This window comes from Mesorhizobium sp. M0037 (assembly GCF_040323635.1).
GTDB lineage: Bacteria > Pseudomonadota > Alphaproteobacteria > Rhizobiales > Rhizobiaceae > Mesorhizobium.
The window spans coordinates 85,969-108,677 of record NZ_JAMYVB010000010.1; the positions used below are offsets into that span (position 1 = coordinate 85,969).

The window sequence follows — 22,709 nt, forward strand, 5'->3', positions numbered from 1 at the left end:
TATGCGAAAAAGGCTGTGGCGGCATGCGCCACCGCAGCCTTTTTCTTTGCTCCGAAAAGTCTTAAGTGACGTTCTGAAGGCTGACGCCGACGGGCGGACGCCAACAAGTCAGGTTTGAGATGGTCACCGTCCTCGACACGATCGCCAACGCGCCGCGCCTGCGGCACCCCGAGAAGGCACACAAGCCTGATCAGGACGTGCTGCGCAAACCCGACTGGATCCGCGTCAAGGCGCCGATGTCGAAGGGCTATGCCGAAACCCGCGAGATCGTGAAGTCGCACAAGCTGGTCACGGTGTGCGAAGAGGCCGGCTGCCCCAATATCGGCGAGTGCTGGGAAAAGAAGCACGCCACCTTCATGATCATGGGCGAGATCTGCACGCGCGCTTGTGCCTTCTGCAATGTCGCCACCGGCATTCCCACCGCGCTCGATGCCGATGAGCCGGCGCGTGTCGCGCATGCCGTCAAGCAGATGGGGCTGACCCATGTCGTCATCACCTCGGTCGACCGCGATGATCTCGCCGATGGCGGCGCGCAGCATTTCGCCGAGGTTATCCGGGCGATCCGAGCAGCGACGCCCTTGACCACGATCGAAATCCTGACGCCCGATTTCCTGCGCAAGGAGGGCGCGCTGGAGATCGTCGTGGCGGCCAAGCCCGATGTCTTCAACCACAATCTCGAAACCGTGCCGTCGAACTACCTGACGGTGCGGCCGGGTGCCCGCTATTTCCACTCGATCCGGCTGTTGCAGCGGGTCAAGGAGCTCGATCCGTCGATCTTCACCAAGTCCGGCATCATGGTCGGCCTCGGCGAAGAGCGCAACGAGATCCTGCAGCTGATGGATGACCTGCGCTCGGCCAATGTCGACTTCATGACCATTGGCCAGTATCTGCAGCCGTCGAAGAAGCACCACCCGGTGATCCGCTTCGTCACGCCGGAGGAATTCAGCTCCTTCGCGACGATCGGCAAGACCAAGGGTTTCCTGCTGGTGGCGTCGAGCCCGCTGACGCGCTCCTCGCATCATGCCGGTGACGATTTCGCCAGGCTGCGGGCGGCGCGTGAGGCGCAGCTCAAAAAAGCCAGTTAAATCCTGCTTCAATGCCGAAATTCGAAGCCACACGCCGCGTTGCCCACACGCCGGAGCAGATGTTTGCGCTGGTCGCCGATATCGAGACCTATCCTGAATTTCTGCCGCTGTGCGAGGCGCTGACGGTGCGCTCTCGCAAGGAGCGTGATGGCCGCACCATTCTCGTTGCCGATATGAGCATCGGCTACAAGGCGATCCGCGAGACCTTTACGACGCAAGTGCTGCTGAAGCCGGACGAAAACACAATCGATGTCAAATACATCGATGGACCGTTCAAATATCTCAGCAATATCTGGCGCTTCGAGCCGGCCGACGGCGGCGGCTGCAACGTCCGCTTCTTCATCGACTACGAGTTCAAGAGCCGCATCCTCGGCGTGGTGATGGGCACCATGTTCGATCGTGCCTTCCGCATGTTTTCCGAAGCCTTCGAAAAACGTGCGGACGTCATCTACGGAACGACGCCCATCTCATGAGTGTCGCCGAGCGCGCGCAGCCCGATCTCCAGCGCATGCTTGACCGTCTCGCGGCGGATGAAGTCGCGGCCATTGTCGGCAAACATATTGAGCTCGGCAGCCACCGGCCCAGCTCTTAGGGCAACTCCGAACCAGACGAGGCCGACCGGTTTTTCCGGCGAACCGCCGCCTGGGCCGGCAATGCCGGTGACGGCAAGCGCAAGCCCGGCGCGCGAGCGCGCCAGAGCGCCCGCCGCCATCTCCAGAACCGTTTCGCGCGAGACGGCGCCATGCGCCTCGAGTGTGGCGGGCGAGACGCCGAGCATCTCCATCTTTGCTTCATCAGAATAGGTGATGAGGCCGCGATCGACGACAGCGGACGAGCCGGCAATGTCGGTCAGTGCCGAGATGATCATGCCGCCGGTGCAGCTCTCGGCCGTCGCCAACATGATGCCGCGCTGCTGGCAGACCTGGAGCAGGGCGTTGGCAAGATCGCTGTTGTTCATGCGGGAACCTCCCCGGGGAAGACGACACTGGCGGTGGCGATGGCGGCGATGCCTTCCTCGCGGCCGACAAAGCCGAGTTTTTCGTTGGTCGTCGCCTTGATGGAGATGCGATCGCTGGAAATGCCCAGCATCGCCGACAGCGCGTTGGTCATGGCCTCGCGATGCGGGCCGACGCGCGGCGCCTCGCAGATCAGCGTGATGTCGGCATTGGCGATGCGGCCGCCGCGTTCGCGCACCAACCTGGCCGCATGCTCGACGAAGATCTTTGACGCCGCGCCCTTCCATTGCGGATCGGAAGGCGGGAAATGCGTGCCGATGTCGCCGGCGCCGCAAGTGGCGAGCAGCGCATCGGTCAGCGCGTGCAGGCCGACATCGGCATCCGAATGGCCGGAAAGCTTCTTGCCGTGCGGAATGGCAACGCCGCACAAAGTGACATGGTCGCCGGCCTCGAAGGCGTGCACGTCATAGCCATTGCCGGTGCGAATGTCTGGAAAACGCTCGCCAGTAAGCCGCTGATCCGCCATCGCAATATCCCTTGCCCAGGTCAGTTTGACATTGTCCGGCGACCCCTGAATGATTTTCACCGGAATATGCGCCCATTCGGCGATCGCGGCATCGTCGGTGAAATCCGCCTTGCCGAGATGATGGGCCTTTTCATGCGCGGCGAGCAACGGCCAGAACGGAAAGCCTTGCGGCGTCTGGGCGGCATGAAGGCCGGCCCTTGGCACCGTCTCTTCGATCATGCCGGTCGTCGACTCGCGCTTTAGCGTATCGGCGACGGGCAAAGCGGGCAGCGCGCCCTGCCGCTCGCCAATGGCGGCGATGGTACGGTCGATCAGGGCCGCGTCGACAAAGGGCCGCACCGCGTCATGGACAAGGACACGGCCGGGCGTACGGTCCCTCAGCGCCAGCAGGCCGAGCCGGACCGAGGCCTGGCGTGACTCGCCACCGACCACGGCGGTAACCCGCTCGGCATACACGCCGGCTGCCTTGTCGAAAAGCGCGCGGTCATCGGCATGGATGGCGACGACGACGGGGCCAATTTCGGGATGCCCCAGGAAAGTCTCCAGCGTGCGCGCGATGACGGCACGGCCACCGATGCGTTGATATTGCTTCGGCCCGTCGGCCTTTCCGGCACGCGCGCCGCGACCGGCGGCAACGATGACCAAGCCGACCTTGTCGGTCGTCGCCTCGGCCGGTTTTTCGCTTGCGTCTGTCATGCCGAGAGGCTTAGTCGCGGCTTATGGCGAAGGCCAGCATTTTCCCAAATGCGCCGCAATGTGACGTCATTGCGCGTTGCACAATGCCTTTCTTATGGCTAGAGAATGTGCAGCAATCCGATATGCTTGGTTTTTGTGCATGCCTGAAGTGACAAAATTGGCTTCGCCGCTCGACGTCGGCGGCGTGACGATCCGCAACCGCGTCTTCCTCGCGCCCATGTCGGGAATAACGGACGAGCCGTTCCGGCAGCGCGCCTACGCGCATGGCGCGGGCCTGGTCGTGTCGGAAATGGTGGCGAGCGGCGAGCTTGCCAAGGGCAGGGCCGGCTGCGACCTGCGCATCCGTCATTCCGGGCTGCCCGTCCATATGGTCCAGCTTGCCGGCCGCGAGGCCGAGCACATGGCCGAGGGCGCGCGCATCGCTGCCGGCGAGGGCGCCGACATCATCGACATCAATATGGGCTGCCCGGCCAAGAGGGTGACCGGCGGCTATGCCGGCTCGGCGCTGATGCGCGATCTCGACCACGCGCTGTCGCTGATCGAAGCGGTGATCGGCGCGGTCCAGGTGCCGGTCACGGTCAAGATGCGGCTCGGCTGGGACGACAATGCGCTCAATGCACCCGTCTTGGCGCGCCGCGCCGAAGAGGCCGGTGTTAAAATGGTGACCGTGCATGGGCGCACGCGCTGCCAGTTTTATCAAGGCAAGGCCGATTGGGGCGCCATCGCCCGCATCAAGGACGCCGTCTCGATCCCGGTGGTCGCCAACGGCGATGTGGGCTCGCCCGCGGAGGCCGCCGAAATCCTTGAACAGTCGGGCGCCGACGCGGTGATGATCGGTCGTGCCCATTATGGCGCGCCATGGACGGCGGGCCGCATTGCGGCGACGGCTGCGGGCGACGCGCTCTCCGGCGTGCCGGAAAGCCCGCAAGCCATGGCCGACTACATCGATTCCCACTACGAGGACATGCTGACGCTTTACGGCGTCGAAAGCGGCTTGCGCCAGGCGCGCAAGCATCTCGGCTGGTATCTCGACCGCCACGCTGCTGGCGTTTCCGATGGGCGGCGGAAAGCCATCCTCACCTCTTTCGAACCCGCCCGCGTCATTGCCTTGCTGCATGAGGTGTTTTCCGGCGAAGCCACGCCCTTGCGGAGCGCCGCATGAACGCCACGGTCACACCGAGCTCCGACATGGCGGATGCCGCCAGTATCGTGCTGAACACCATCCGCCGTCCGGTCATCATGGTCGATCCGGACGGGTTCATCACCTACGCCAATGCCGATGCGGAAGACTTCTTCCGCTCAAGTGCCAACATGCTTGCCCGCAACACACTGTCCAAGCTGATCCCGTTCGGCAGCCCGTTGCTGCAGCTGGTCGACCAGGTGCGCGAGCGCCGTGCGCCGGTCAACGAATACCGTGTCGACGTGTCGTCGCCGCGTCTCGGAATCGAGAAGGTCGTCGATCTTTATGTCGCGCCGGTGCCGGAATTCCCAGGCTCAATCGTGGTGATGTTCCAGGAACGCTCGATGGCCGACAAGATCGACCGGCAGATGACACACAGGGGTGCCGCGCGTTCGGTCACCGGCCTTGCCGCCATGCTGGCGCATGAGATCAAGAACCCGCTGTCCGGCATACGCGGCGCCGCACAGCTGCTCGAACTCTCGGCGTCGGACGAGGATCGCGCGCTGACCCGCCTCATCACTGACGAGACTGATCGCATAGTCTCCCTCGTCGACCGCATGGAAGTGTTTTCCGACGAGCGGCCGATTGACCGCTATCCTGTCAACATCCATGTCGTGCTGGATCATGTGAAGGCAATCGCCAAGAACGGTTTTGCCAAGAGAATCAGGATATTGGAGGACTATGATCCATCATTGCCTCCGGTTTTCGCCAACCGCGACCAACTGATCCAGGTGTTTCTCAACCTGGTCAAGAACGCCGCCGAGGCGATCGGCGGCGACCCGCAGGGCGAGATCGTGCTGTCGACCGCGTTCAGGCCGGGCATCCGCGTTTCCGTTCCCGGAACCCAGGACCGCGTGTCGCTACCGCTTGAATTCTGCGTGCGCGACAATGGGTCCGGCGTTTCGGAAGACATTCTGCCGATCCTGTTCGATCCGTTCATCACCACCAAGCCGAACGGCTCGGGGCTCGGCCTGGCGCTGGTGGCGAAAATCGTCGGCGAGCATGGCGGCATCATCGAATGCGATTCGACGCCGCGCGGCACCACCTTCCGAATCCTGATGCCGGCCTGGAAAGAAACACCCATCGACACTGCCGATGATGAAGGCGAAGGAGACCGCAAATGACGGTTCGCGGCAATATTCTCGTCGCCGACGACGATGCGGCCATCCGCACCGTGCTCAATCAGGCGCTGTCGCGCGTCGGCCATGAGGTGCGCGTGACCTCCAACGCCTCGACGCTGTGGCGCTGGGTGGCGGCGGGCGAGGGCGATCTGGTGATCACCGACGTTGTCATGCCGGACGAGAACGCCTTCGACATGCTGCCCCGCATCAAGAAGGCCCGGCCGGAGCTGCCGGTCATCGTGATGAGCGCGCAAAACACTTTCATGACGGCTATTCGTGCTTCCGAAACAGGTGCTTACGAGTATCTGCCGAAGCCGTTCGACCTGACCGAGCTGCTCAACATCGTCAATCGTGCGCTGTCAGAGCCGCGCCGACCGAAGATCGATACGCGACCGGAAGAACAGCCTGACGCCATGCCGCTGGTCGGCCGCTCGGCCGCCATGCAGGACATCTACCGCATGCTGGCGCGCATGATGCAGACCGATCTGACGGTGATGATCTCGGGCGAGTCCGGCACCGGCAAGGAATTGGTGGCGCGCGCGCTGCACGAATATGGCCGCCGCCGCGGCGGTCCGTTCGTCGCCATCAACATGGCGGCGATCCCGCGCGACCTTATCGAATCGGAACTGTTCGGCCATGAGAAGGGCGCCTTCACCGGCGCACAGAACCGCTCGACCGGCCGCTTCGAGCAGGCCGAGGGCGGCACGCTGTTCCTCGACGAGATCGGCGACATGCCGATGGAGGCGCAGACGCGGCTGCTGCGCGTGCTGCAGCAGGGCGAATACACCACTGTCGGCGGGCGCACGCCGATCAAGACCGATGTGCGCATCGTCGCCGCCACCAACAAGGATCTGCGCACGCTGATCAACCAGGGGCTTTTCCGCGAAGATCTGTTCTATCGCCTGAACGTCGTGCCGCTTCGGCTGCCGGGTTTGCGTGAGAGGTCGGAAGACATTCCCGATCTGGTGCGGCATTTCTTCAAGATCGGCGCCAGCGAAGGCTTGCAGACCAAGCGCATTTCGACCGGCGGCATCGAATTGATGAAGCGCTATCCGTGGCCGGGAAACGTGCGCGAGTTGGAAAACCTGGTGCGCCGGCTTGCGGCGCTCTATTCGCAGGACGAAATATCAGCCGAGATCATTGAAGCCGAGCTGAAGACAGGCGAAAGACCGGTCGTTCCCGGCGGCGGCAATTTGATCCCGGACGATCTATCCATCGGCCAGGCGGTGGAGCACTTCCTGCAGCGCTATTTTGCCTCTTTCGCCGGTGAGTTGCCGCCGGCAGGTCTCTATCAGCGCATCTTGTCCGAGGTCGAATATCCGCTGGTGCTCGCTTCCATGACGGCAACGCGCGGCAACCAGATCAAGGCGGCCGAATTGCTCGGCTTGAATCGCAACACGCTGCGCAAGAAGATTCGCGAGCTGGGCGTCAACGTCTATAAATCGTCGAGATCATGAGCGCCTGGCGCCCGAAGTGACGCGAGGTCGTCCCCTTTTCAGGGGATCGGCGGCCGAAAGATTTCCGTCACGGCCACACTTGTTGCATAATCGCCACAATGCGTTGCATACATCCGACGCAATCACTGGCTCTTAGACGGCGACATGGCTTCGCAAGCTCTGACATCAAACGAACCGCTTTTCAGCAGACCCGGCCAGAGGGATGGACGGCGGCTGCTTGCGTTGCCCGGCGTTGTGGCAATTGCCGGCGCGCTGGTTACGGCGGCAATCTCGTTTGCGATTCTTGTCGGCGCCACGCCGATCACGCCAGACGCAAACACAACGCTGACGCTGATTGCGGCCAATGCCTTATTTGTGCTGGCGCTGATTGCCCTCGTCGGCCGCGAGGTGCATCGCATCACCATGGCGCGCCGGCACGGCAAGGCGGCGTCGCGGCTGCATGTGCGCATCGTGACGATGTTTGCGCTGGTCGCGGCCATCCCCGCCATCATGGTGGCCATCATCGCCTCGATCACGCTCGATATCGGCCTCGACCGCTGGTTCGAGATCCGCACCAAGGCGATCGTCAACTCGTCGCTGTCGATCGCCGACGCCTATGTGCAGGAAAACGCTCGCAATCTTCAGGGCACGACGCTGTCGATGGCCTACGATCTCGATGCGTCGCGCACGCTTTACGGCCTCGATCGAACCGGCTTTCTCGACCTGATGAACAAGGAAGCCGTCGGCAGAAGCCTGGTGCATGCGGCGCTGGTCAGGGAAGACGGCTCCTTTGTCGTGAGTGCCCAGACCGATGCGGACTTCGCCATGCCAGCACCGCCTGAGGGCGCGGTGGCAAGTGCGGCCGACGGCAAGCCGGTGCTAATCGAGCCGAAGACGCGCAACATCATGGGCGCCATCATCAAGCTGCGGGAGATCGAAGGACTCTACCTCTACACCAATCGCCTGGTCGACCCCGAAGTGATCAAGGCGAGGGCGATCGTCCAGTCCAACACCGCCGAATATCGCGGCCTGGAAGACAACAGGCGGACGTCGCAGGTGGCGTTCGCGCTGCCCTATCTGTCACTGACGCTGATCATCATCCTGTCGGCCATCTGGACCGGCATAGCGGTGGCCGACCGTCTGGTGCGGCCCATCCGTCAGCTCATCGGCGCGGCTGACGAGGTTGCGACCGGCAATCTCGATGTCGCCGTGCCGGTACGGCCTTCCGACGGCGATGTCGCCTCGCTTGGCGATACGTTCAACAAGATGCTGCTGGAGCTTAAATCGCAGCGCAACGAGATCCTGTCGGCCAAGGATTTGATCGACGAACGGCGTCGTTTCTCGGAAGCGGTGCTGGCCGGCGTCACCGCCGGCGTCATCGGCGTCGATCCCTACGGCATCGTCTCCATCGTCAACAAATCGGCCGAAACGATGCTGGCCATATCGGCCACGGCGGCGCTGGGGCAGAACCTGTCCGCCGTGCTGCCGCATGTCGGCCGTGTCTTCGAGATCGGCCGCAAATCCGGCAAGCCGGTCTATCGCGAGCAGGTCACCTTCTATCGCACCGGCGCCGAGCGTACCTTCAACGTGCAGATCACCATCGAGGCCGGCGACGACGGCGAGGAGGAGAAATCCTACGTCGTGACGGTCGACGACATCACCGATCTGGTCCAGGCGCAGCGCTCGTCGGCGTGGGCGGATGTGGCGCGGCGCATCGCACATGAGATCAAGAACCCGCTGACGCCGATCCAGCTCTCGGCCGAGCGCATCAAGCGCCGCTTTGGCAAGGTCATCACCGAGGACCGCGAGATTTTCGACCAGTGCACCGACACGATCATCCGGCAGGTCGAGGATATCGGCCGCATGGTCGACGAGTTCTCGGCTTTCGCCCGCATGCCCAAGCCCGAGATGAAAGCCATCGATCTGCGTGAATCGCTGCGCGAGGCGTCGTTCCTGGTCGAAGTCAGCCGCGCCGACATTGCTTTCGAACGCGTGTTCGGCAACGAACCGCTCAAGGGCACGTTCGATAGCCGATTGATGGCGCAGGCTTTCGGCAACGTCATCAAGAACGCGGCCGAGGCGATTGACGGGCTGGAACAAAAGGACGGTTCGCACGGCATAATCCGGATTCAAGCTGCCCGGCAGAATGGCGCGATCAGAATCGACGTCATCGACAATGGCAAAGGCTTGCCACGCGAGAACCGCCAAAGGCTGCTCGAGCCCTACATGACGACGCGCGAGAAGGGCACCGGGCTCGGTCTCGCCATCGTCAAGAAGATCGTGGAGGACCATGGCGGGCGGCTCGAATTGCACGATGCGCCTGCGGATTTCCACGGTGGACGCGGCGCGATGATCTCGATCATCCTGCCGCCAGCTGCCGCAACCGCGCCGCCACGCGATCAAGGCGAAACGGAACACGAACGAGAAACTGAAAAGGTCGGTAATGGCGTCTGATATTCTCATCGTCGATGACGAGGAAGACATCCGTGAACTCGTCGCGGGCATATTGAGCGACGAAGGGCATGAAACCCGCACGGCATTCGATGCCGACAGCGCGCTCGCGGCAATCGCCGACCGGGCGCCGCGGCTGATTTTCCTCGACATCTGGTTGCAGGGCTCGCGCCTCGACGGGCTGGCGCTGCTCGACGAGATCAAGACGATGCATCCGAGCCTGCCGGTGGTGATGATCTCCGGCCACGGCAATATCGAGACAGCGGTGTCGGCCATCCGCCGCGGCGCCTATGATTTCATCGAGAAGCCGTTCAAGGCCGACAGGCTGATCCTGATCGCCGAGCGGGCGCTCGAAACCTCGAAATTGCGGCGCGAGGTGTCCGACCTCAAGCAGCGCAGCGGCGAAACCTTCGACCTGATCGGCATGTCGTCGGCGATGAGCCAGCTGCGCCAGACCATCGAGCGCGTGGCGCCGACCAACAGCCGCGTCATGATCATCGGTCCGTCCGGCTCGGGCAAGGAGCTCGCCGCGCGCGCCATCCACACGCTGTCGACGCGCAAGGGCGCGCCGTTCGTGACGCTGAGCGCGGCCAACATCACGCCCGAGCGCATGGAGATCGAGCTGTTTGGCACCGAATCGAACGGCACCGAGCGCAAGGTCGGCGCGCTTGAAGAGGCGCACCGCGGCATTCTCTACATCGACGAAGTGGCCGACATGCCGCGCGAGACGCAGAACAAGATTTTGCGCGTGCTGGTCGAACAGCAGTTCGAGCGGGTCGGCGGCACCAAGCGGGTCAAGGTCGACGTCCGCATCATCTCCTCGACCTCGCAGAACCTGGAGGCGATGATCGCCGACGGCCGTTTTCGCGAAGACCTCTATCACCGCCTGGCGGTGGTTCCGGTCATGGTGCCGGGCCTGGCCGAGCGGCGAGAGGACATTCCCTATCTCGTCGACAATTTCATGAAGCAGATCGCTCGCCAGGCCGGCATCAAGCCGCGCCGCATCGGCGACGATGCGCTTGCCGTGCTGCAGGCGCACAACTGGCCGGGCAATGTCCGCCAGCTGCGCAACAATGTCGAACGGCTGATGATCCTGGCGCGTGGCGACGATATCGATGCGCCGATCACCGCCGACCTGTTGCCGTCGGAGATCGGCGATGTCATGCCGCGCACGCCGAACCAGTCCGACCAGCACATCATGGCGCTGCCGCTGCGCGAGGCGCGCGAACAGTTCGAGAAGGACTATCTGATCGCCCAGATCAACCGTTTCGGCGGCAACATCTCGAAGACGGCGGAATTCATTGGCATGGAGCGCTCGGCGCTGCACCGGAAACTGAAGTCGCTGGGGGTCTGATCCCCATTGTTGTTGGTCCAGCGGGCCGTGGCCCGTGCAATTGCCGGTTACGGCAGCGGCGGAATCGCCTAGAAATAGCGAGACTGTTCTGAGGGATAACCCATGCCGCGCACTGCCTATGTGAACGGGCGCTATGTCGCCCATGCCGACGCTGCCGTGCATATCGAGGATCGCGGCTATCAGTTCGCCGACGGCGTCTACGAGGTCTGCGAGGTGGCGCAGGGCTTTATCGTCGACATGCCGCGCCATCTTGCCCGGCTGAACCGCTCGCTTAGCGAATTGTCGATCGACTGGCCGGTCACCAAGGGCGTGCTGCCGCTTCTTCTGCGCGAGATCGTGCGGCGCAACCACGTCGTCAACGGCCTGGTTTATGTCCAGGTTACGCGCGGTGTTGCCAGCCGCGACTTCGTTTTCCCGGCCGATACACCGTCATCGCTGGTGATTACGGCCAGAAAGGCCGACCCGGCGGCGGCCGCCAAGCGAGCCGAGGCGGGCATCAAGGTCATCACCGTGCCGGAAAACCGTTGGGACCGGGTCGACATCAAGAGCACCGGCCTGCTGCCCAACGTGCTGGCCAAGCAGAAAGCCAAGGAGGCCGGCGCCCAGGAAGCCTGGTTCGTCGACACCGATGGCAACGTCAAGGAGGGCGGCTCGTCCAACGCCTGGATCGTTACAAGGGACGGCGTTCTGGTTACCCGGCCGGCGGAGCATGGCATCCTGCGCGGCATCACCCGCACGACCATGTTCGAAGTGGCGGCAAATCTCGGGTTGACGATCGAGGAGCGCGGTTTTTCAGTCACTGAAGCCAAGGCTGCGCGAGAAGCTTTCATCAGTTCGGCAACGACAATCGCCATGCCGGTCGTGGCAATCGACGGTGCCGCGGTCGCCAATGGGCACCCCGGTTCGATAACACTTTCATTGCGGCAAGCCTTTTTTGACGTTGCGGAAAAAAGTCCAGCCTGATAACCGCACAGACGGACTGCACATCAATATATCTCGTTCTGCTTGTCGTTACTGACGGCAAGGGGGTGTTTGCAAGCTTGACATGTGCCCGCTAATTTGGCGCATTGGCCTGCAAACCGAAGGGGATCGGCGAAAGACAAGAACAATGGCGGAACGATCGCAAAACCTTCAGGACCTGTTCCTGAATTCTGTTCGCAAGAGCAAAAATCCACTCACCATCTTTCTCATCAACGGCGTCAAGCTGACCGGCGTGGTCACTTCCTTCGACAATTTTTGTGTTCTGCTGCGCCGTGACGGCCACTCCCAGCTCGTCTACAAGCATGCCATTTCCACGATCATGCCGAGCCAGCCGGTTCAGATGTTCGATGGCGAGGAAAGCCAGGGCGCCTGATTGGCACGTGAAAAAGACGCGGACCGCGGCGTCCGCGGGAAACCAGCACATAATTCCGGGACGGAAGCCACAGGTCCGACCCGGGCGGTTGTCATTGTGCCGGTGCTTACCCGGCATCAGCGCAACGATGACGAAACGAACCGTCCACGGCTGACGCGTTCGGCGGATGCGCGCCACGACGAAGCGGTCGGCCTTGCCCGCGCCATCAACCTGGATCTGATCCACACGGCGGTGGTCACCGTCAACGATCCACGCCCGGCAACCTTGCTCGGCAGCGGCAAGGTCGCGGAATTCGCCGAGATCGTCAAAGAGGGTCACGCGGAGGTGGTCATCGTCGACCATCCGCTGACGCCGGTGCAGCAGCGCAATCTCGAAAAAGAAATGAATGCCAAGGTGCTCGACCGCACCGGACTGATCCTGGAGATTTTTGGCGAGCGCGCGCGGACCAAGGAGGGCACGCTGCAGGTCGAACTTGCCCATCTCAACTACCAGAAGGGCCGCCTGGTGCGGAGCTGGACCCACCTTGAACGCCAGCGCGGCGGAGCCGGCTTCCTCGGCGGCCCCGGCGAAACCCAGATCGAATCGGACCGGCGGCAGCTGCAGGAAAAAATCATCAAGCTCAAGCATGAGCTGGAAACGGTGCGCCGCACCCGCGACCTGCACCGGGCCAAGCGCAAGAAGGTGCCGTTCCCGGTGGTGGCGATCGTCGGCTACACCAATGCCGGCAAGTCGACGCTGTTCAACCGGCTGACCGGGGCCGACGTGCTGGCCGAAGACATGCTGTTTGCCACGCTCGACCCGACGCTGCGCCGCGTGCGCCTGCCGCACGGCACGCCGATCATCCTGTCGGACACAGTCGGCTTCATTTCGGACCTGCCGACGCATCTGGTCGCCGCCTTCCGCGCCACGCTGGAAGAGGTCGTCGAGGCCGATCTGGTCATCCACCTGCGCGATATTTCGGATCCGGATACCGCAGCGCAAGCCGAGGACGTCGAGCGCATTCTCGCCGATCTCGGCGTCGATGCCGGCGATGCCAAGCGCGTCGTCGAAGTGTGGAACAAGGTCGACCTGCTCGACGACGGCAACCGCGAGCGTCTGCTTGCCGACGGCACTGACGCCAACAAGGCGCCGCCGATCGCCATCTCGGCCGTCACCGGCGAAGGCATCGATGCGCTGAAGGCGCTGATCGAGACCAGGATGTCGGGCGAACTCGAGGAATTGACGGTGACGATCGAACCGGCGCAGTTCGGCCTTGTCGACTGGCTCTACCGCAATGGCGACGTCGTTTCGCGGGTAGACAATGAGGATGGCAGCGCAACCATTGCACTCAAGGCTACGCACAGCGCGCGGCATGAGATCGAAAGCCGATTGCACCGCAAAAACAGGCAGTAAGCCTGATTATTTCGCGCTCTTGGCCTGCTGCCAGAGCGCTTCCATCTCGTCCAGCGTGGCTTTTTCGAGCGTGCTTCCCGATGCATCGATCGCGCGCTCGACATAGTGGAAGCGCGAGCGGAACTTTTCGTTGGTGCCGCTGAGCGCCGCTTCCGAATCGAGGTTGAGGTGACGGCCCAGGTTGACGACGGCAAACAGCATGTCGCCGAATTCGTCCTTGATCTCAGCCGTTTCGCCCTTGGCCAGCGCCTCGCGCAATTCGCCGATCTCTTCCTCGATCTTGTCGAGGATGGGTGCTGCCTCGCTCCAGTCGAAACCGACACGGGCAGCCTTTTCCTGCAGCTTTAGCGCCCGCGTCAAAGCGGGCAGGGCGACGGGCACGCTGTCCAGGAACCCCTTGCCATTGTCTTCGGGGTCGAGGCCGCGGGCGAGGCGGGCGCTTCGCTTTTCGGCTTTTTCCTCAGCCTTGATCTTTTCCCACATGCCCTTTGCCATGCCGGCGCTGCGCGCCTTCTCGTCGCCGAAGACATGCGGATGGCGGCGGATCATCTTGGTGGTGATGGCCTCGACCACATCACCGAAGGCAAAATCGCCGGCTTCCTCAGCCATCTGCGCGTGGTAGACGACCTGCAGCAGGAGATCGCCGAGTTCGTCGCGCAGATCGTCGAGATCGCCGCGCGCAATGGCGTCGGCCACCTCATAGGCTTCCTCGATCGTATAGGGCGCGATGGTCGAGAAATCCTGCTCGATGTCCCAGGGACAACCGGTCTTCGGCGCCCTGAGCGCCGCCATGATCTCGATCAGCCGGGAAATGTCGCGCGAAGGTTTCATGCGGCGAATGCTATCCCGCTGCCTGTCGTGCGGCCAACGGCGTCAGCCGGAGAGGGGAGATTGTCCACAGCGAGCTTCAGCCGAGTACCGACACAACCGCCTTGGCGAGGTCATCCATGCCGTCCTCGGGCAGGCCGGCGACGTTGATGCGGCTGTCGCCGACCATGTAGACGCCATACTCCGCACGCAGCCGCTCGACTTGCGCCTCGGTCAGGCCAAGCCTGGAAAACATGCCGCGATGGCTGGCGATGAAGTCGAAGCGGTCGGAGTTGGACTGCCGGCGCAGCGCGTCGGCGAACTGGACGCGCAGCCTCAGCATGCGCAGCCGCATCTCCTCCAGCTCCGCCTCCCAGTCGGCGCGAAGGCCATCATCTTCCAGCACCATGCGCACGGCGGCGGCGCCATGGTCCGGCGGCATCGAATACATGGCGCGCGCCGCCGCCAGCATCTGGCTCATCGCCACATCGGCTTGCGCACCATCCTTCGCCAGGATCATCGCCGCGCCGACGCGGTCGCGGTAGACGGCAAAGTTCTTCGAGCAGCTCGAGGCAACGACCATTTCAGGCACCTTGCCCGCGAGAAGGCGCAAGCCGGCCGCATCGGCGTCCAGGCCTTCGCCAAAGCCCTGATAGGCAATGTCGACAAAGGGCAACAGCCCGCGCTCGACGACAAGATCGGTGACGCTGGCCCATTGCGCGATATCGAGATTGGCGCCGGTCGGGTTATGGCAGCAGCCATGCAGCAGCACGATATCGCCGGGCTCGGCTGCGCCAAGCGTTGCCAGCATCTCGTCGAAGCGCACCGCGCCGGAAACGGCATCGAAATAGGGATAATCGCGCACCTTGAGGCCGGCCCCGCGCATCACCGGCGGGTGGTTCGGCCATGTCGGGTCCGACAGCCAGACGGTTGCGTCGGGGCGGGTCCGCTTCAACAGCTCCGCCACCAGCCGCAGCGCGCCGGAACCGCCAGGCGCTTGCGCGGCGCGGATGCGCGTCATGTCGGCAGCGGGGCCGAAGGCCAGCTTGACCATCGCCGTGTTGAAGCCGGTGTCGCCGGCAAGGCCGAGATAGGTCTTGGTGTCCTGGTCCTGCAGCAACCGCTTCTCGGCCTCGCGCAGGGCGCGCATGACCGGCGTCCTGCCGTCGCGGTCCTTGTAGACGCCGACGCCGAGATCGATCTTGCCGGGGCGCGGATCGGCGCGATAGAGGCCGATCAAGGCGATGATCTTGTCAGCCGGGGCAGGTTGCAGGGTCTCGAACATCAATACGGCTCCAATGGCGGCGGAGTAATACGCAAAGCGGCCGCGTTTCGCCAGTGCTTCCATCTGCGCCAGTCCGCTAGCGTACTGGACCGTTACGCCAAGCTTTGTCTGTACGGCAGGGGTCGGCGGCTATGGCGACGGGTTCATTCCAATCCGCCGGATAAGCACCCGTCCAATCACGGCGAGACCGATGCCGGTCAGCAGGGAGAAACCGCCGAGCATGCCGGCCAGCCCGGCAAGGAACCAGCGTCCGGCGAAGCTGTCGACGGAGGCATTTTGCGGATTGGTTGGGTCGTAAGCGACAGGGACGCTGTCGCCATCACCCCAGAACGAGCTGTGGACGGCATTGTTGAAGCGGATGACGGTGCCGTCGGCGGTCGAGAACTCGATGCGGGGATTGTATTCGGCGGCGACAATCCTGCCTGTCGCCGAAGCGGTACGAGGGCCGTACATCTCGACGATGGCCAGCACGCCGGAAGCGATCAGTCCGACAATGCCAAAGATGATGAACACCCTGCCGACGATCGGCAACGCTGCAAAACCCGTTACACGACTACCATTGGCCATCTTTTGCTCCTGGGACAGACGGATAAGGCTAGACTTCATCCATAAAGCAAACATCTGCCGCACGGGAGATGGGTAAGTGCGCAGCGGACTTCTGATTGCATGATGCCTATTGTGGCGACGCAAAAAAGTTTTGGTGGCGATGGATTAAGATCCCCGCCTGTTTCGTAAACGGGGCATGAAACGGTCGATGCCACGCTTCGATATTGTCGGACAGCTGGGTTCGCTCAGGCGCTACGCACGCTCGCTGACGCGCGACGGCACTGACGCCGAGGATCTGGTGCACGATGCGCTGGTGCGCGCCTACGAGCGGCGCGACACATTCCGCTCGGGCGGCAATCTGCGGGCATGGTTGCTGTCGATCGTCCACAACGCTTTCATCGACAAGATGCGCTCGCGCCGGTCGGAAGCAGCGCGTGTCGAGCAGGCCGGCTATCTCACCGATGCCAGCACCCCGGCGCCTCAGGAACATTCCGTGCGACTGGCGCAGGTGCGCGAGGCCTTTTTCAGTCTGCCGGAGGAGCAGCGTTCGGCGCTGCATCTGGTCGCCATCGAGGGCCTTTCCTACCAGCAGGCCGCCGACGCCAGCGGGGTGCCGCTGGGCACGCTGATGTCGCGCATCGGCAGGGCGCGCGCAGCACTGCGCGAGATGGAAAACGCTGCACCTTCGCCGGCCAAAAGCCATCTGAGGATCGTGGGAGACCCGTCATGACCGACCTGTTGCGGGACCCGGTGACCGATACCGATCTCGATTCTTATGTCGACGACCAGCTGGATGTCGCGCGCCGCATCGAGGTCGAGGCGTTCCTCTCAGTTCGTCCGGAGGCTGCGGCGCGGGTGATGTCCGACTTGAGGACGCGCGACGAACTGCGCCTGGCGCTGGCTGCTTCCACAGGCATGGCGCGGCCGGCGACGACTGAAGTCGCGCGCCGGCTGGGCAGGGGACTGGCCAGTCGCCGCGTCTTCGCCGTGCTGCAGCGGGTGGCCGCGGTCGCCGTCTTTGTCGCTGCCGGCTGGCTGGCGAACGGCCTCTTCGGGCCGCTGCTGGTGACCAAGGTCGTGGCTTCGCCGCCGCCGCCCGCCTATGTCGAAGAAGCGATCCGGGCGCACAAGACGACGCTCATGCGCGAGGCGATGCCCTCGCAGCTGGAGGCGCCCAACTACAATGGCGACGAAATCCGCGCCGCCACCGCAATCGTCATGCCATCGCTGCCCAAGGACTGGAAGGTCCGCGACGTGCAGATCTATCCGTCGCGCTTCGGGCCGAGCGTCGAAGTGGCGCTGGAGACGAAGGATATGGGGCTGGTCTCGCTGTTTGCGATCCGGCCCGGAACCTTCGACGTGGTCAAGCCTGCCATCGCGCCCTCCGGCGACATCTCCTCTGCCTATTTCCAGATCGGCGAGGTCGCGTACGCGGTCGTCGCGCGCAGCGATGTCCACGACCTCGACCGCGCCGCCGAGACGCTTGCCAAGACACTTTACTGATCAGGACACTTTACTGAGACCACATAAGGAGAACCCGCATGAATACCCCTGACCTCGGATACCGCATGGGCACTGGCGCGCGCGCCGGCGCCGTCTATGACGAGGGCCTGCGCAGCCACATGCTGCGTGTCTATAACTATATGGGCATCGGCCTCGTCGTCACCGGCATCGTCGCCATGGTGGTCGCTTCGACGCCGGCCCTCTACGTGCCGATCTTTTCCAGCCCGCTGAAATGGGTGGTGATGCTGGCGCCGCTCGCCTTCGTGCTGCTGTTCTCGTTCAAGATGCAGACGATGTCGGCGGCGAGCGCCCAGTTGATGTTCTGGGCCTTCTGCGCGGTGATGGGCCTGTCGCTGGCTTCGGTGTTCCTGGTCTTCACCGGCACCAGCATCGCGCGCACCTTCTTCATCACCGCCACGATGTTCGGCGCCACCAGCCTCTACGGCTACACGACCAAGCGCGACCTGACCCAGTTCTCGTCCTTCCTGATCATGGGCCTGATCGGTGTGGTGATCGCCAGCGTCGTCAACATCTTCCTTGGCTCGACCGCGCTGCAGTTCTCCATTTCGGTGATCGGCATCGCGGTGTTCGTTGGCCTGACCGCCTGGGACACGCAGACGATCAAGGAACAGTATGCGGAGAATTTCGACGCGGAATCGCAGCAGAAGCTCGCCGTCTTCGGCGCGCTGTCGCTCTACCTGAACTTCGTCAACATCTTCCAGCTGCTGCTGAACTTCACCGGCGAACGCGAATAGTCGAACCGTAGCAGGGCAACAATCTCGATCTCGCAGTGGCCGGAGGAGAATCTCCGGCCACTGTCGTTTTTGCCGTCGAGACATCGCTCCTCTATCAGCGCGATGTCGCTGCGCCCTTGAGTCCATGGGGGCTTTTGCTAACCTGCCGCTCGCACGCAGCTTTCCGCGAGAACGCATGGAACAAGTGACGCTTCACGGCGACGGCATCTCGGCAACCATTGTCGGGCAGGGGGCCGAGCTCGTCTCCTTGCGCAATGCCGAGGGTCTGGAGTTTTTGTGGCAGGCCGGGCCGGAATGGCGGCGGCATTCGCCGGTGCTGTTTCCGATCGTCGGCCGGCTGAAGGGGGACCAGCTTCGCCATCGGGGCCGGGTCTATCCCCTGACGCAGCACGGATTTGCCCGCGACAAGCCATTTGTGTGGGCTGACGCGAGCCCCCGATCCTGCGCGCTGGTGTTGACCGACGATGCCGATACACGCACGCGCTATCCGTTCGCCTTTCGCCTTGCCATCACCTACACGCTCGAGCGTCGCGAACTTGGTGTGAGCTTCGAGATTGCCAACACCGGCGACGAGACGCTGCCAGCCTCCATCGGTGCACATCCGGCTTTCAATTGGCCATTGCAGCCGGGGCTCGCCAAGACAGACTACCACCTGACCTTTGCCCAGAACGAGCCGGCGCCGATCCGCCGGCTGAAGGATGGCCTGGTGGTGGCTGCACCACAGCCGACGCCCATCGAAGGCAAAACGCTGGCGCTTTCCGAACAGCTGTTCGAGGCAGACGCCGTGATCCTCGACCGGCCGGCCAGCACCAGCGTGCGCTATGCCGCCCGTAACGGTGCGGCGATCGAGATGTCGTGGCAGGGTTTTAGGGAATTGGGCATCTGGTCGAAGCCGGGCGGCGCTCCGTTCCTGTGCATCGAACCCTGGCATGGCCTCGCCAGCCCCGTCGATTTCGATGGTGAGTTCGCGGACAAGCCGGGCGTGATGCTGATCGCGCCCGGTGAAAAGCGCGTGCTGAGCTATCAGGTACGGCTCGAGCATGCGCCGCTGTGACCGATGAACCAGAGACAGGCGCGATGAAACTTGGCTTCATCGGCACGGGTGCCCTTACAGCGGCCATTGTCAGCGGGCTCAAATCCGTCGCGGATAACTCCGTCTCCGTGCTGCTGTCGCCGCGCAATGAAGAGATCGCCGCAGAGCTGGCAGCCCGTTATCCGGATGTGCGTATCGCTGATGACAATCAGGCGGTTCTCGATCAATGCGACCTGGTCATGCTGGCTGTCCGGCCGCAAATTGCGCATGACGTCCTGCCGGGTTTGCGGTTTCGGCGCGAGCATCACCTCATCAGCTTGATCGCCACGCTGCCGCGCGAGGAGATTGCCCGCTTGACCGCACCCGCGCACCAGGTGACGAAAGCGCTGCCCATGCCGATGATCGCCCACCGGCTGGGGGCAACGATCATCTGCCCGCCGGATGCCACTGTCGCTGCCTTGTTCGGCAATCTGGGGAAAGTGATCGAGGTCGAGAACTCAGCCGAATTCAACGCGTTGAGCGTGGCCACCGCAACCTATGCCAGCTACTTCAGATATCTCGATACGATCAACAGCTGGCTCAAGAGGAATGGCGTGGAGGAAGGGAAGGGGCGCGATTACATCGCCTCGCTTTTCAAAGCCTTGGGAAGCGCTCCTGATATGTCGCCGGATGCCGACTTCATGCATCTGGCGCAGGACTATGCGACGCGCGGCGGCATCAACGAACAGGTTCTTCGCGAACTCACGGCGCGAAACGTGTTCGAGGCGCTCACCGAGAGCCTGGACGGCGTACACCGGCGCATCGTCGGCGATACGCCTTGATGGGCGGCACCTTGAAGTTCCCTGATGATCAGGAGTATGGCTCCAACGGATGTTCCGGACCGTTTCGGGAGGGTCGGCGGGTGCCTGGATGCTTGAAATTGGGCTTTGTGGCAGCGGCGCTGGCTGTGCTGATTGTCTTTCCGGTCGCTGCCGCCGACATCGACCGCGCCAGCATCTACCGCGCGCAGTCGGTGACCAGCGGCACTGGCGAGGAGAACCGGGCGTGGGGCCTGGCGCCGTGCCTTGAAGAGGTGCTGGTCAAGGTTTCCGGCGACCCGCGGCTGATCGGCGACCCGCGTGTTGCGGACATGAGCCGGCACGCGGCCGACTATGTCACTGGTGTCGGCTACCGCGACCTGCTCAACAACCGCCCGCCGCATGACGAGCAGGGCACCCACGACCGGCCGCATTACATCACCGCCGATTTCGACCCGGACGAGATCGATGCCTTGCTGGCGTCGCTCGGGCGCAAACCGTGGGCGGTGCCGCGGCCAAAAATCGTCGCACTGCTGGATGTAAGGCCGATGAAAGGCGACGGCTTCACGCTGGTGCGCGATGGCGGCGGCGAGCTTGCGGCGGATATGCGCGTTGCGCTGGCGGACGCGGCGCACCGGACCGGTTTGCCGCTGGAGTTGCCTCGGCCGTCCGACGTCGCGCTCGCCGACGTGGCCAACACGCTGGATGGGGACGCCCTGCTTGCCGGCACTTTGGTATGGCGCCAGGAAGCGCTGGGCTGGGTCGGCGACTGGCGGCTCAGCTTCAAGGATAAGGACTATCGCTGGCAGGTACGTGGCGTCAGTTTCGACGATGCGTTCCGCAACGCCACGCGCGGAACGCTGCAGATCCTGTCGGGGAATGGACAGCCGGAAGCCGTCACGCCCTGACTTCAAGGGAACCTTCTTGCCGGAGCACCGTAAACAAAGTGGCGGGCAAGCTTTGAGCAAGGAGGTAGAATTGCAACATCGCCGGATCGACATTGACGGAAACAGCATCTTCTATCGCGAAGACGGCCCGCCTGATGCTCCCGTCCTTCTCCTGCCGCACGGCTATCCGTGCTCGTCCTATCAATTCCGACGGTTGATGCCGGCACTTGCCGATCGCTGGCATACATTCGCGCCGGACTTTCCCGGCTTTGGCTATAGCGCCACGCCCGAAATGTTGGTTTTTGGCTATGATTTCGATGCCTATGCCGAGTTTCTGACAGCTTTCGCCGATGCGCTCGGCATGTCGCGCTATGCTCTCTGGCTGCACGATTATGGCTCGCAGATCGGACTGCGCCACGCCATCGCACATCCCGAGCGCATAGCGGCACTCATCATCCAGAACGGCGATATATACCAGGATGTTCTCGGGCCGAAATACGCTGGGATAAAAGCCTATTGGAAGGAAAAGACGCCCGAAAAGCACCGGCCGTTGGAAGAGGCGGTGAGCGAGGAGGGGTTCCGGCACGAGTTTGTCGGAGAGGTGGATTACGCTGTAGCCGAGCGCGTGCCTCCCGATCTTTGGAAACTCCACTGGCCTTTGATGGACACGCCGATCCGCCGGCGGCTCGCGGTCGGCCTGATGGAGAAGCTGGAGGCGAACCTCGGCTGGTTCCCGCGCTATCAGAGCTATCTGCGCGAGCACCAACCGCAGACGCTCATTGTCTGGGGCCCCGAGGATGGTTACATGCCGGCACAATCGGCGCATGCCTACCACCGCGATTTGCCGGAAGCAGAACTTCATCTCATCGGCGGCGCCGGCCACTGGCTGCTCGAAACCCATTTCGATGAGGCGCTTCCCCTGGTGCGCGATTTTCTGGCGCGCGTCCACAGTCAGGAAGCGAAAGGGACGGGCCGGGCGTAGACCCCTCCGTTGCGGCCATCGGATCGATCTGCAACCATGGCGCCATGATGGAAAAGTCTGCCGCGCCCTGGCCACTGCTGCAAATCGCGATCGAGCCGAAGTCGCGGGCCGATCAGGAGAAGCTGCTTGTCACTTCGTCCAAGCTCGCGCCTGACGACCGCGACCCGTCCGCTGCCGTGGCCATGGCCAGATGACGTCGCCAAAATTCTCCTCGCGGGCAGGGTTCCTTGTCGGCCTCGGCATCACGCCCGTCGCCTTTTTCCTGGCGCTCTATTCGGCCGGAGCCGGGCATGGCGACTATGGGCTGGCGCGACTTCTCTATCCGGTCCCCATGCTGGCAACGCTGTTGACCAACACTACGATCACCGGCCTTTCGATCGGATTGGCTGCGCTGCAGTTTCCCGCCTATGGGGCATTTGTTGCGGGCGCCGGCGGCTCCAGATGGCTGGCCCTTGGCGTCTTCCATCTTGTTGCAATCGCAGCAGCCTTCAGCGGCCTCCTGGAAAGCTTCTCGGGATGACGCTCCTGTTCGTTATCCTGGTGCCAGCCCGTCGAGCAGGAAG

24 protein-coding genes are annotated in these 22,709 nt (G+C 63.2%); 19 read left to right on the plus strand and 5 right to left on the minus strand.

Going from position 1 to position 22,709, the window contains the following annotated elements; all coding sequences use genetic code 11:
* The first annotated feature begins 119 nt into the window (after positions 1–119).
* The gene (lipA, locus tag NKJ78_RS16770; RefSeq protein WP_023668921.1) at positions 120–1,085 is read left to right on the plus strand and encodes a lipoyl synthase; all 966 of its coding nucleotides are present in this window, start codon (positions 120–122) and stop codon (positions 1,083–1,085) included.
* Between the two features lie 11 nt (positions 1,086–1,096).
* Positions 1,097–1,558 (plus strand): type II toxin-antitoxin system RatA family toxin, encoded by a 462-nt coding sequence (locus NKJ78_RS16775; RefSeq protein ID WP_023688454.1) that lies wholly within the window; start codon positions 1,097–1,099, stop codon positions 1,556–1,558.
* On the opposite strand, the gene NKJ78_RS16780 is transcribed toward NKJ78_RS16775, so the two are convergent.
* Entirely contained in the window at positions 1,534–2,043 is a 510-nt protein-coding gene (locus tag NKJ78_RS16780) for a CinA family protein (protein ID WP_023738878.1), read from the minus strand. The two genes, NKJ78_RS16775 and NKJ78_RS16780, sit on opposite strands and share 25 nt — an antisense overlap.
* Positions 2,040–3,263: a bifunctional 2-C-methyl-D-erythritol 4-phosphate cytidylyltransferase/2-C-methyl-D-erythritol 2,4-cyclodiphosphate synthase gene (locus NKJ78_RS16785; protein WP_023738877.1), complete on the minus strand. Its 1,224-nt coding sequence runs from the start codon at positions 3,261–3,263 to the stop codon at positions 2,040–2,042. Before NKJ78_RS16785 ends, NKJ78_RS16780 begins: the two co-directional genes overlap by 4 nt.
* 139 nt (positions 3,264–3,402) lie before the next feature.
* Between NKJ78_RS16785 and dusB the strand changes: the two genes are divergently transcribed.
* The 8 genes from dusB (at position 3,403) to hflX (ending at position 13,551) form a co-directional block, all read left to right on the plus strand.
* Positions 3,403–4,425 (plus strand): tRNA dihydrouridine synthase DusB, encoded by a 1,023-nt coding sequence (dusB, locus tag NKJ78_RS16790; RefSeq protein WP_352459012.1) that lies wholly within the window; start codon positions 3,403–3,405, stop codon positions 4,423–4,425.
* On the plus strand, positions 4,422–5,567 hold the full coding sequence (locus NKJ78_RS16795) for a two-component system sensor histidine kinase NtrB (RefSeq protein WP_023706549.1): 1,146 nt from the start codon (positions 4,422–4,424) through the stop codon (positions 5,565–5,567). Before dusB ends, NKJ78_RS16795 begins: the two co-directional genes overlap by 4 nt.
* A complete protein-coding gene (ntrC, locus tag NKJ78_RS16800) occupies positions 5,564–7,021 on the plus strand; it encodes a nitrogen regulation protein NR(I) (RefSeq protein WP_023710528.1) in 1,458 nt (485 codons plus the stop codon). The genes NKJ78_RS16795 and ntrC overlap by 4 nt, the downstream gene beginning before the upstream one ends.
* Before the next feature lie 144 nt (positions 7,022–7,165).
* On the plus strand, positions 7,166–9,454 hold the full coding sequence (locus NKJ78_RS16805; protein WP_023738875.1) for a sensor histidine kinase NtrY-like: 2,289 nt from the start codon (positions 7,166–7,168) through the stop codon (positions 9,452–9,454).
* Positions 9,444–10,805 (plus strand): nitrogen assimilation response regulator NtrX, encoded by a 1,362-nt coding sequence (gene ntrX / locus NKJ78_RS16810; RefSeq protein ID WP_023668929.1) that lies wholly within the window; start codon positions 9,444–9,446, stop codon positions 10,803–10,805. The genes NKJ78_RS16805 and ntrX overlap by 11 nt, the downstream gene beginning before the upstream one ends.
* Before the next feature lie 102 nt (positions 10,806–10,907).
* Positions 10,908–11,768 carry a D-amino-acid transaminase gene (locus NKJ78_RS16815; protein WP_352459011.1) on the plus strand — a complete coding sequence of 287 codons (861 nt, stop codon included), beginning with the start codon at positions 10,908–10,910 and terminating at the stop codon, positions 11,766–11,768.
* Between the two features lie 145 nt (positions 11,769–11,913).
* Positions 11,914–12,159 carry an RNA chaperone Hfq gene (gene hfq / locus NKJ78_RS16820; protein WP_006202172.1) on the plus strand — a complete coding sequence of 82 codons (246 nt, stop codon included), beginning with the start codon at positions 11,914–11,916 and terminating at the stop codon, positions 12,157–12,159.
* Positions 12,160–13,551 (plus strand): GTPase HflX, encoded by a 1,392-nt coding sequence (gene hflX / locus NKJ78_RS16825; RefSeq protein ID WP_023738873.1) that lies wholly within the window; start codon positions 12,160–12,162, stop codon positions 13,549–13,551.
* 6 nt (positions 13,552–13,557) lie between these two features.
* Here the strand turns inward: hflX and mazG are convergent, their stop codons facing one another.
* The 3 genes from mazG to NKJ78_RS16840 form a co-directional block, all read right to left on the minus strand.
* The gene (gene mazG / locus NKJ78_RS16830; protein ID WP_023738872.1) at positions 13,558–14,382 is read right to left on the minus strand and encodes a nucleoside triphosphate pyrophosphohydrolase; all 825 of its coding nucleotides are present in this window, start codon (positions 14,380–14,382) and stop codon (positions 13,558–13,560) included.
* A 76-nt stretch (positions 14,383–14,458) separates the two neighbouring features.
* A complete protein-coding gene (locus NKJ78_RS16835) occupies positions 14,459–15,643 on the minus strand; it encodes an amino acid aminotransferase (RefSeq protein WP_023691284.1) in 1,185 nt (394 codons plus the stop codon).
* 129 nt (positions 15,644–15,772) lie between these two features.
* Positions 15,773–16,210 (minus strand): DUF3592 domain-containing protein, encoded by a 438-nt coding sequence (locus NKJ78_RS16840; protein ID WP_023706554.1) that lies wholly within the window; start codon positions 16,208–16,210, stop codon positions 15,773–15,775.
* A gap of 175 nt (positions 16,211–16,385) precedes the next feature.
* Here NKJ78_RS16840 and NKJ78_RS16845 point away from each other — a divergent pair, with 175 nt between their 5' ends.
* The 9 genes from NKJ78_RS16845 (at position 16,386) to NKJ78_RS16885 (ending at position 22,666) form a co-directional block, all read left to right on the plus strand.
* Positions 16,386–16,919 (plus strand): sigma-70 family RNA polymerase sigma factor, encoded by a 534-nt coding sequence (locus NKJ78_RS16845; protein ID WP_023688465.1) that lies wholly within the window; start codon positions 16,386–16,388, stop codon positions 16,917–16,919.
* On the plus strand, positions 16,916–17,692 hold the full coding sequence (locus tag NKJ78_RS16850; protein WP_023710522.1) for an anti-sigma factor family protein: 777 nt from the start codon (positions 16,916–16,918) through the stop codon (positions 17,690–17,692). The genes NKJ78_RS16845 and NKJ78_RS16850 overlap by 4 nt, the downstream gene beginning before the upstream one ends.
* 38 nt (positions 17,693–17,730) lie before the next feature.
* Entirely contained in the window at positions 17,731–18,447 is a 717-nt protein-coding gene (locus tag NKJ78_RS16855; protein ID WP_023738871.1) for a Bax inhibitor-1/YccA family protein, read from the plus strand.
* Positions 18,448–18,622: 175 nt separating this feature from the next.
* Positions 18,623–19,501, plus strand: coding sequence for an aldose 1-epimerase family protein (locus NKJ78_RS16860; RefSeq protein WP_023738870.1), 879 nt, complete (start codon positions 18,623–18,625; stop codon positions 19,499–19,501).
* A 23-nt stretch (positions 19,502–19,524) separates the two neighbouring features.
* Positions 19,525–20,301, plus strand: coding sequence for a pyrroline-5-carboxylate reductase (locus NKJ78_RS16865; RefSeq protein ID WP_023710519.1), 777 nt, complete (start codon positions 19,525–19,527; stop codon positions 20,299–20,301).
* Between the two features lie 107 nt (positions 20,302–20,408).
* On the plus strand, positions 20,409–21,185 hold the full coding sequence (locus NKJ78_RS16870) for a DUF8605 domain-containing protein (protein WP_031253419.1): 777 nt from the start codon (positions 20,409–20,411) through the stop codon (positions 21,183–21,185).
* 52 nt (positions 21,186–21,237) lie between these two features.
* Positions 21,238–22,146, plus strand: coding sequence for an alpha/beta fold hydrolase (locus tag NKJ78_RS16875; protein ID WP_352459153.1), 909 nt, complete (start codon positions 21,238–21,240; stop codon positions 22,144–22,146).
* Between the two features lie 44 nt (positions 22,147–22,190).
* Entirely contained in the window at positions 22,191–22,340 is a 150-nt protein-coding gene (locus NKJ78_RS16880) for a hypothetical protein (RefSeq protein ID WP_023738866.1), read from the plus strand.
* Positions 22,337–22,666 carry a hypothetical protein gene (locus NKJ78_RS16885; RefSeq protein WP_023696110.1) on the plus strand — a complete coding sequence of 110 codons (330 nt, stop codon included), beginning with the start codon at positions 22,337–22,339 and terminating at the stop codon, positions 22,664–22,666. Before NKJ78_RS16880 ends, NKJ78_RS16885 begins: the two co-directional genes overlap by 4 nt.
* Positions 22,667–22,709 lie beyond the last annotated feature (43 nt).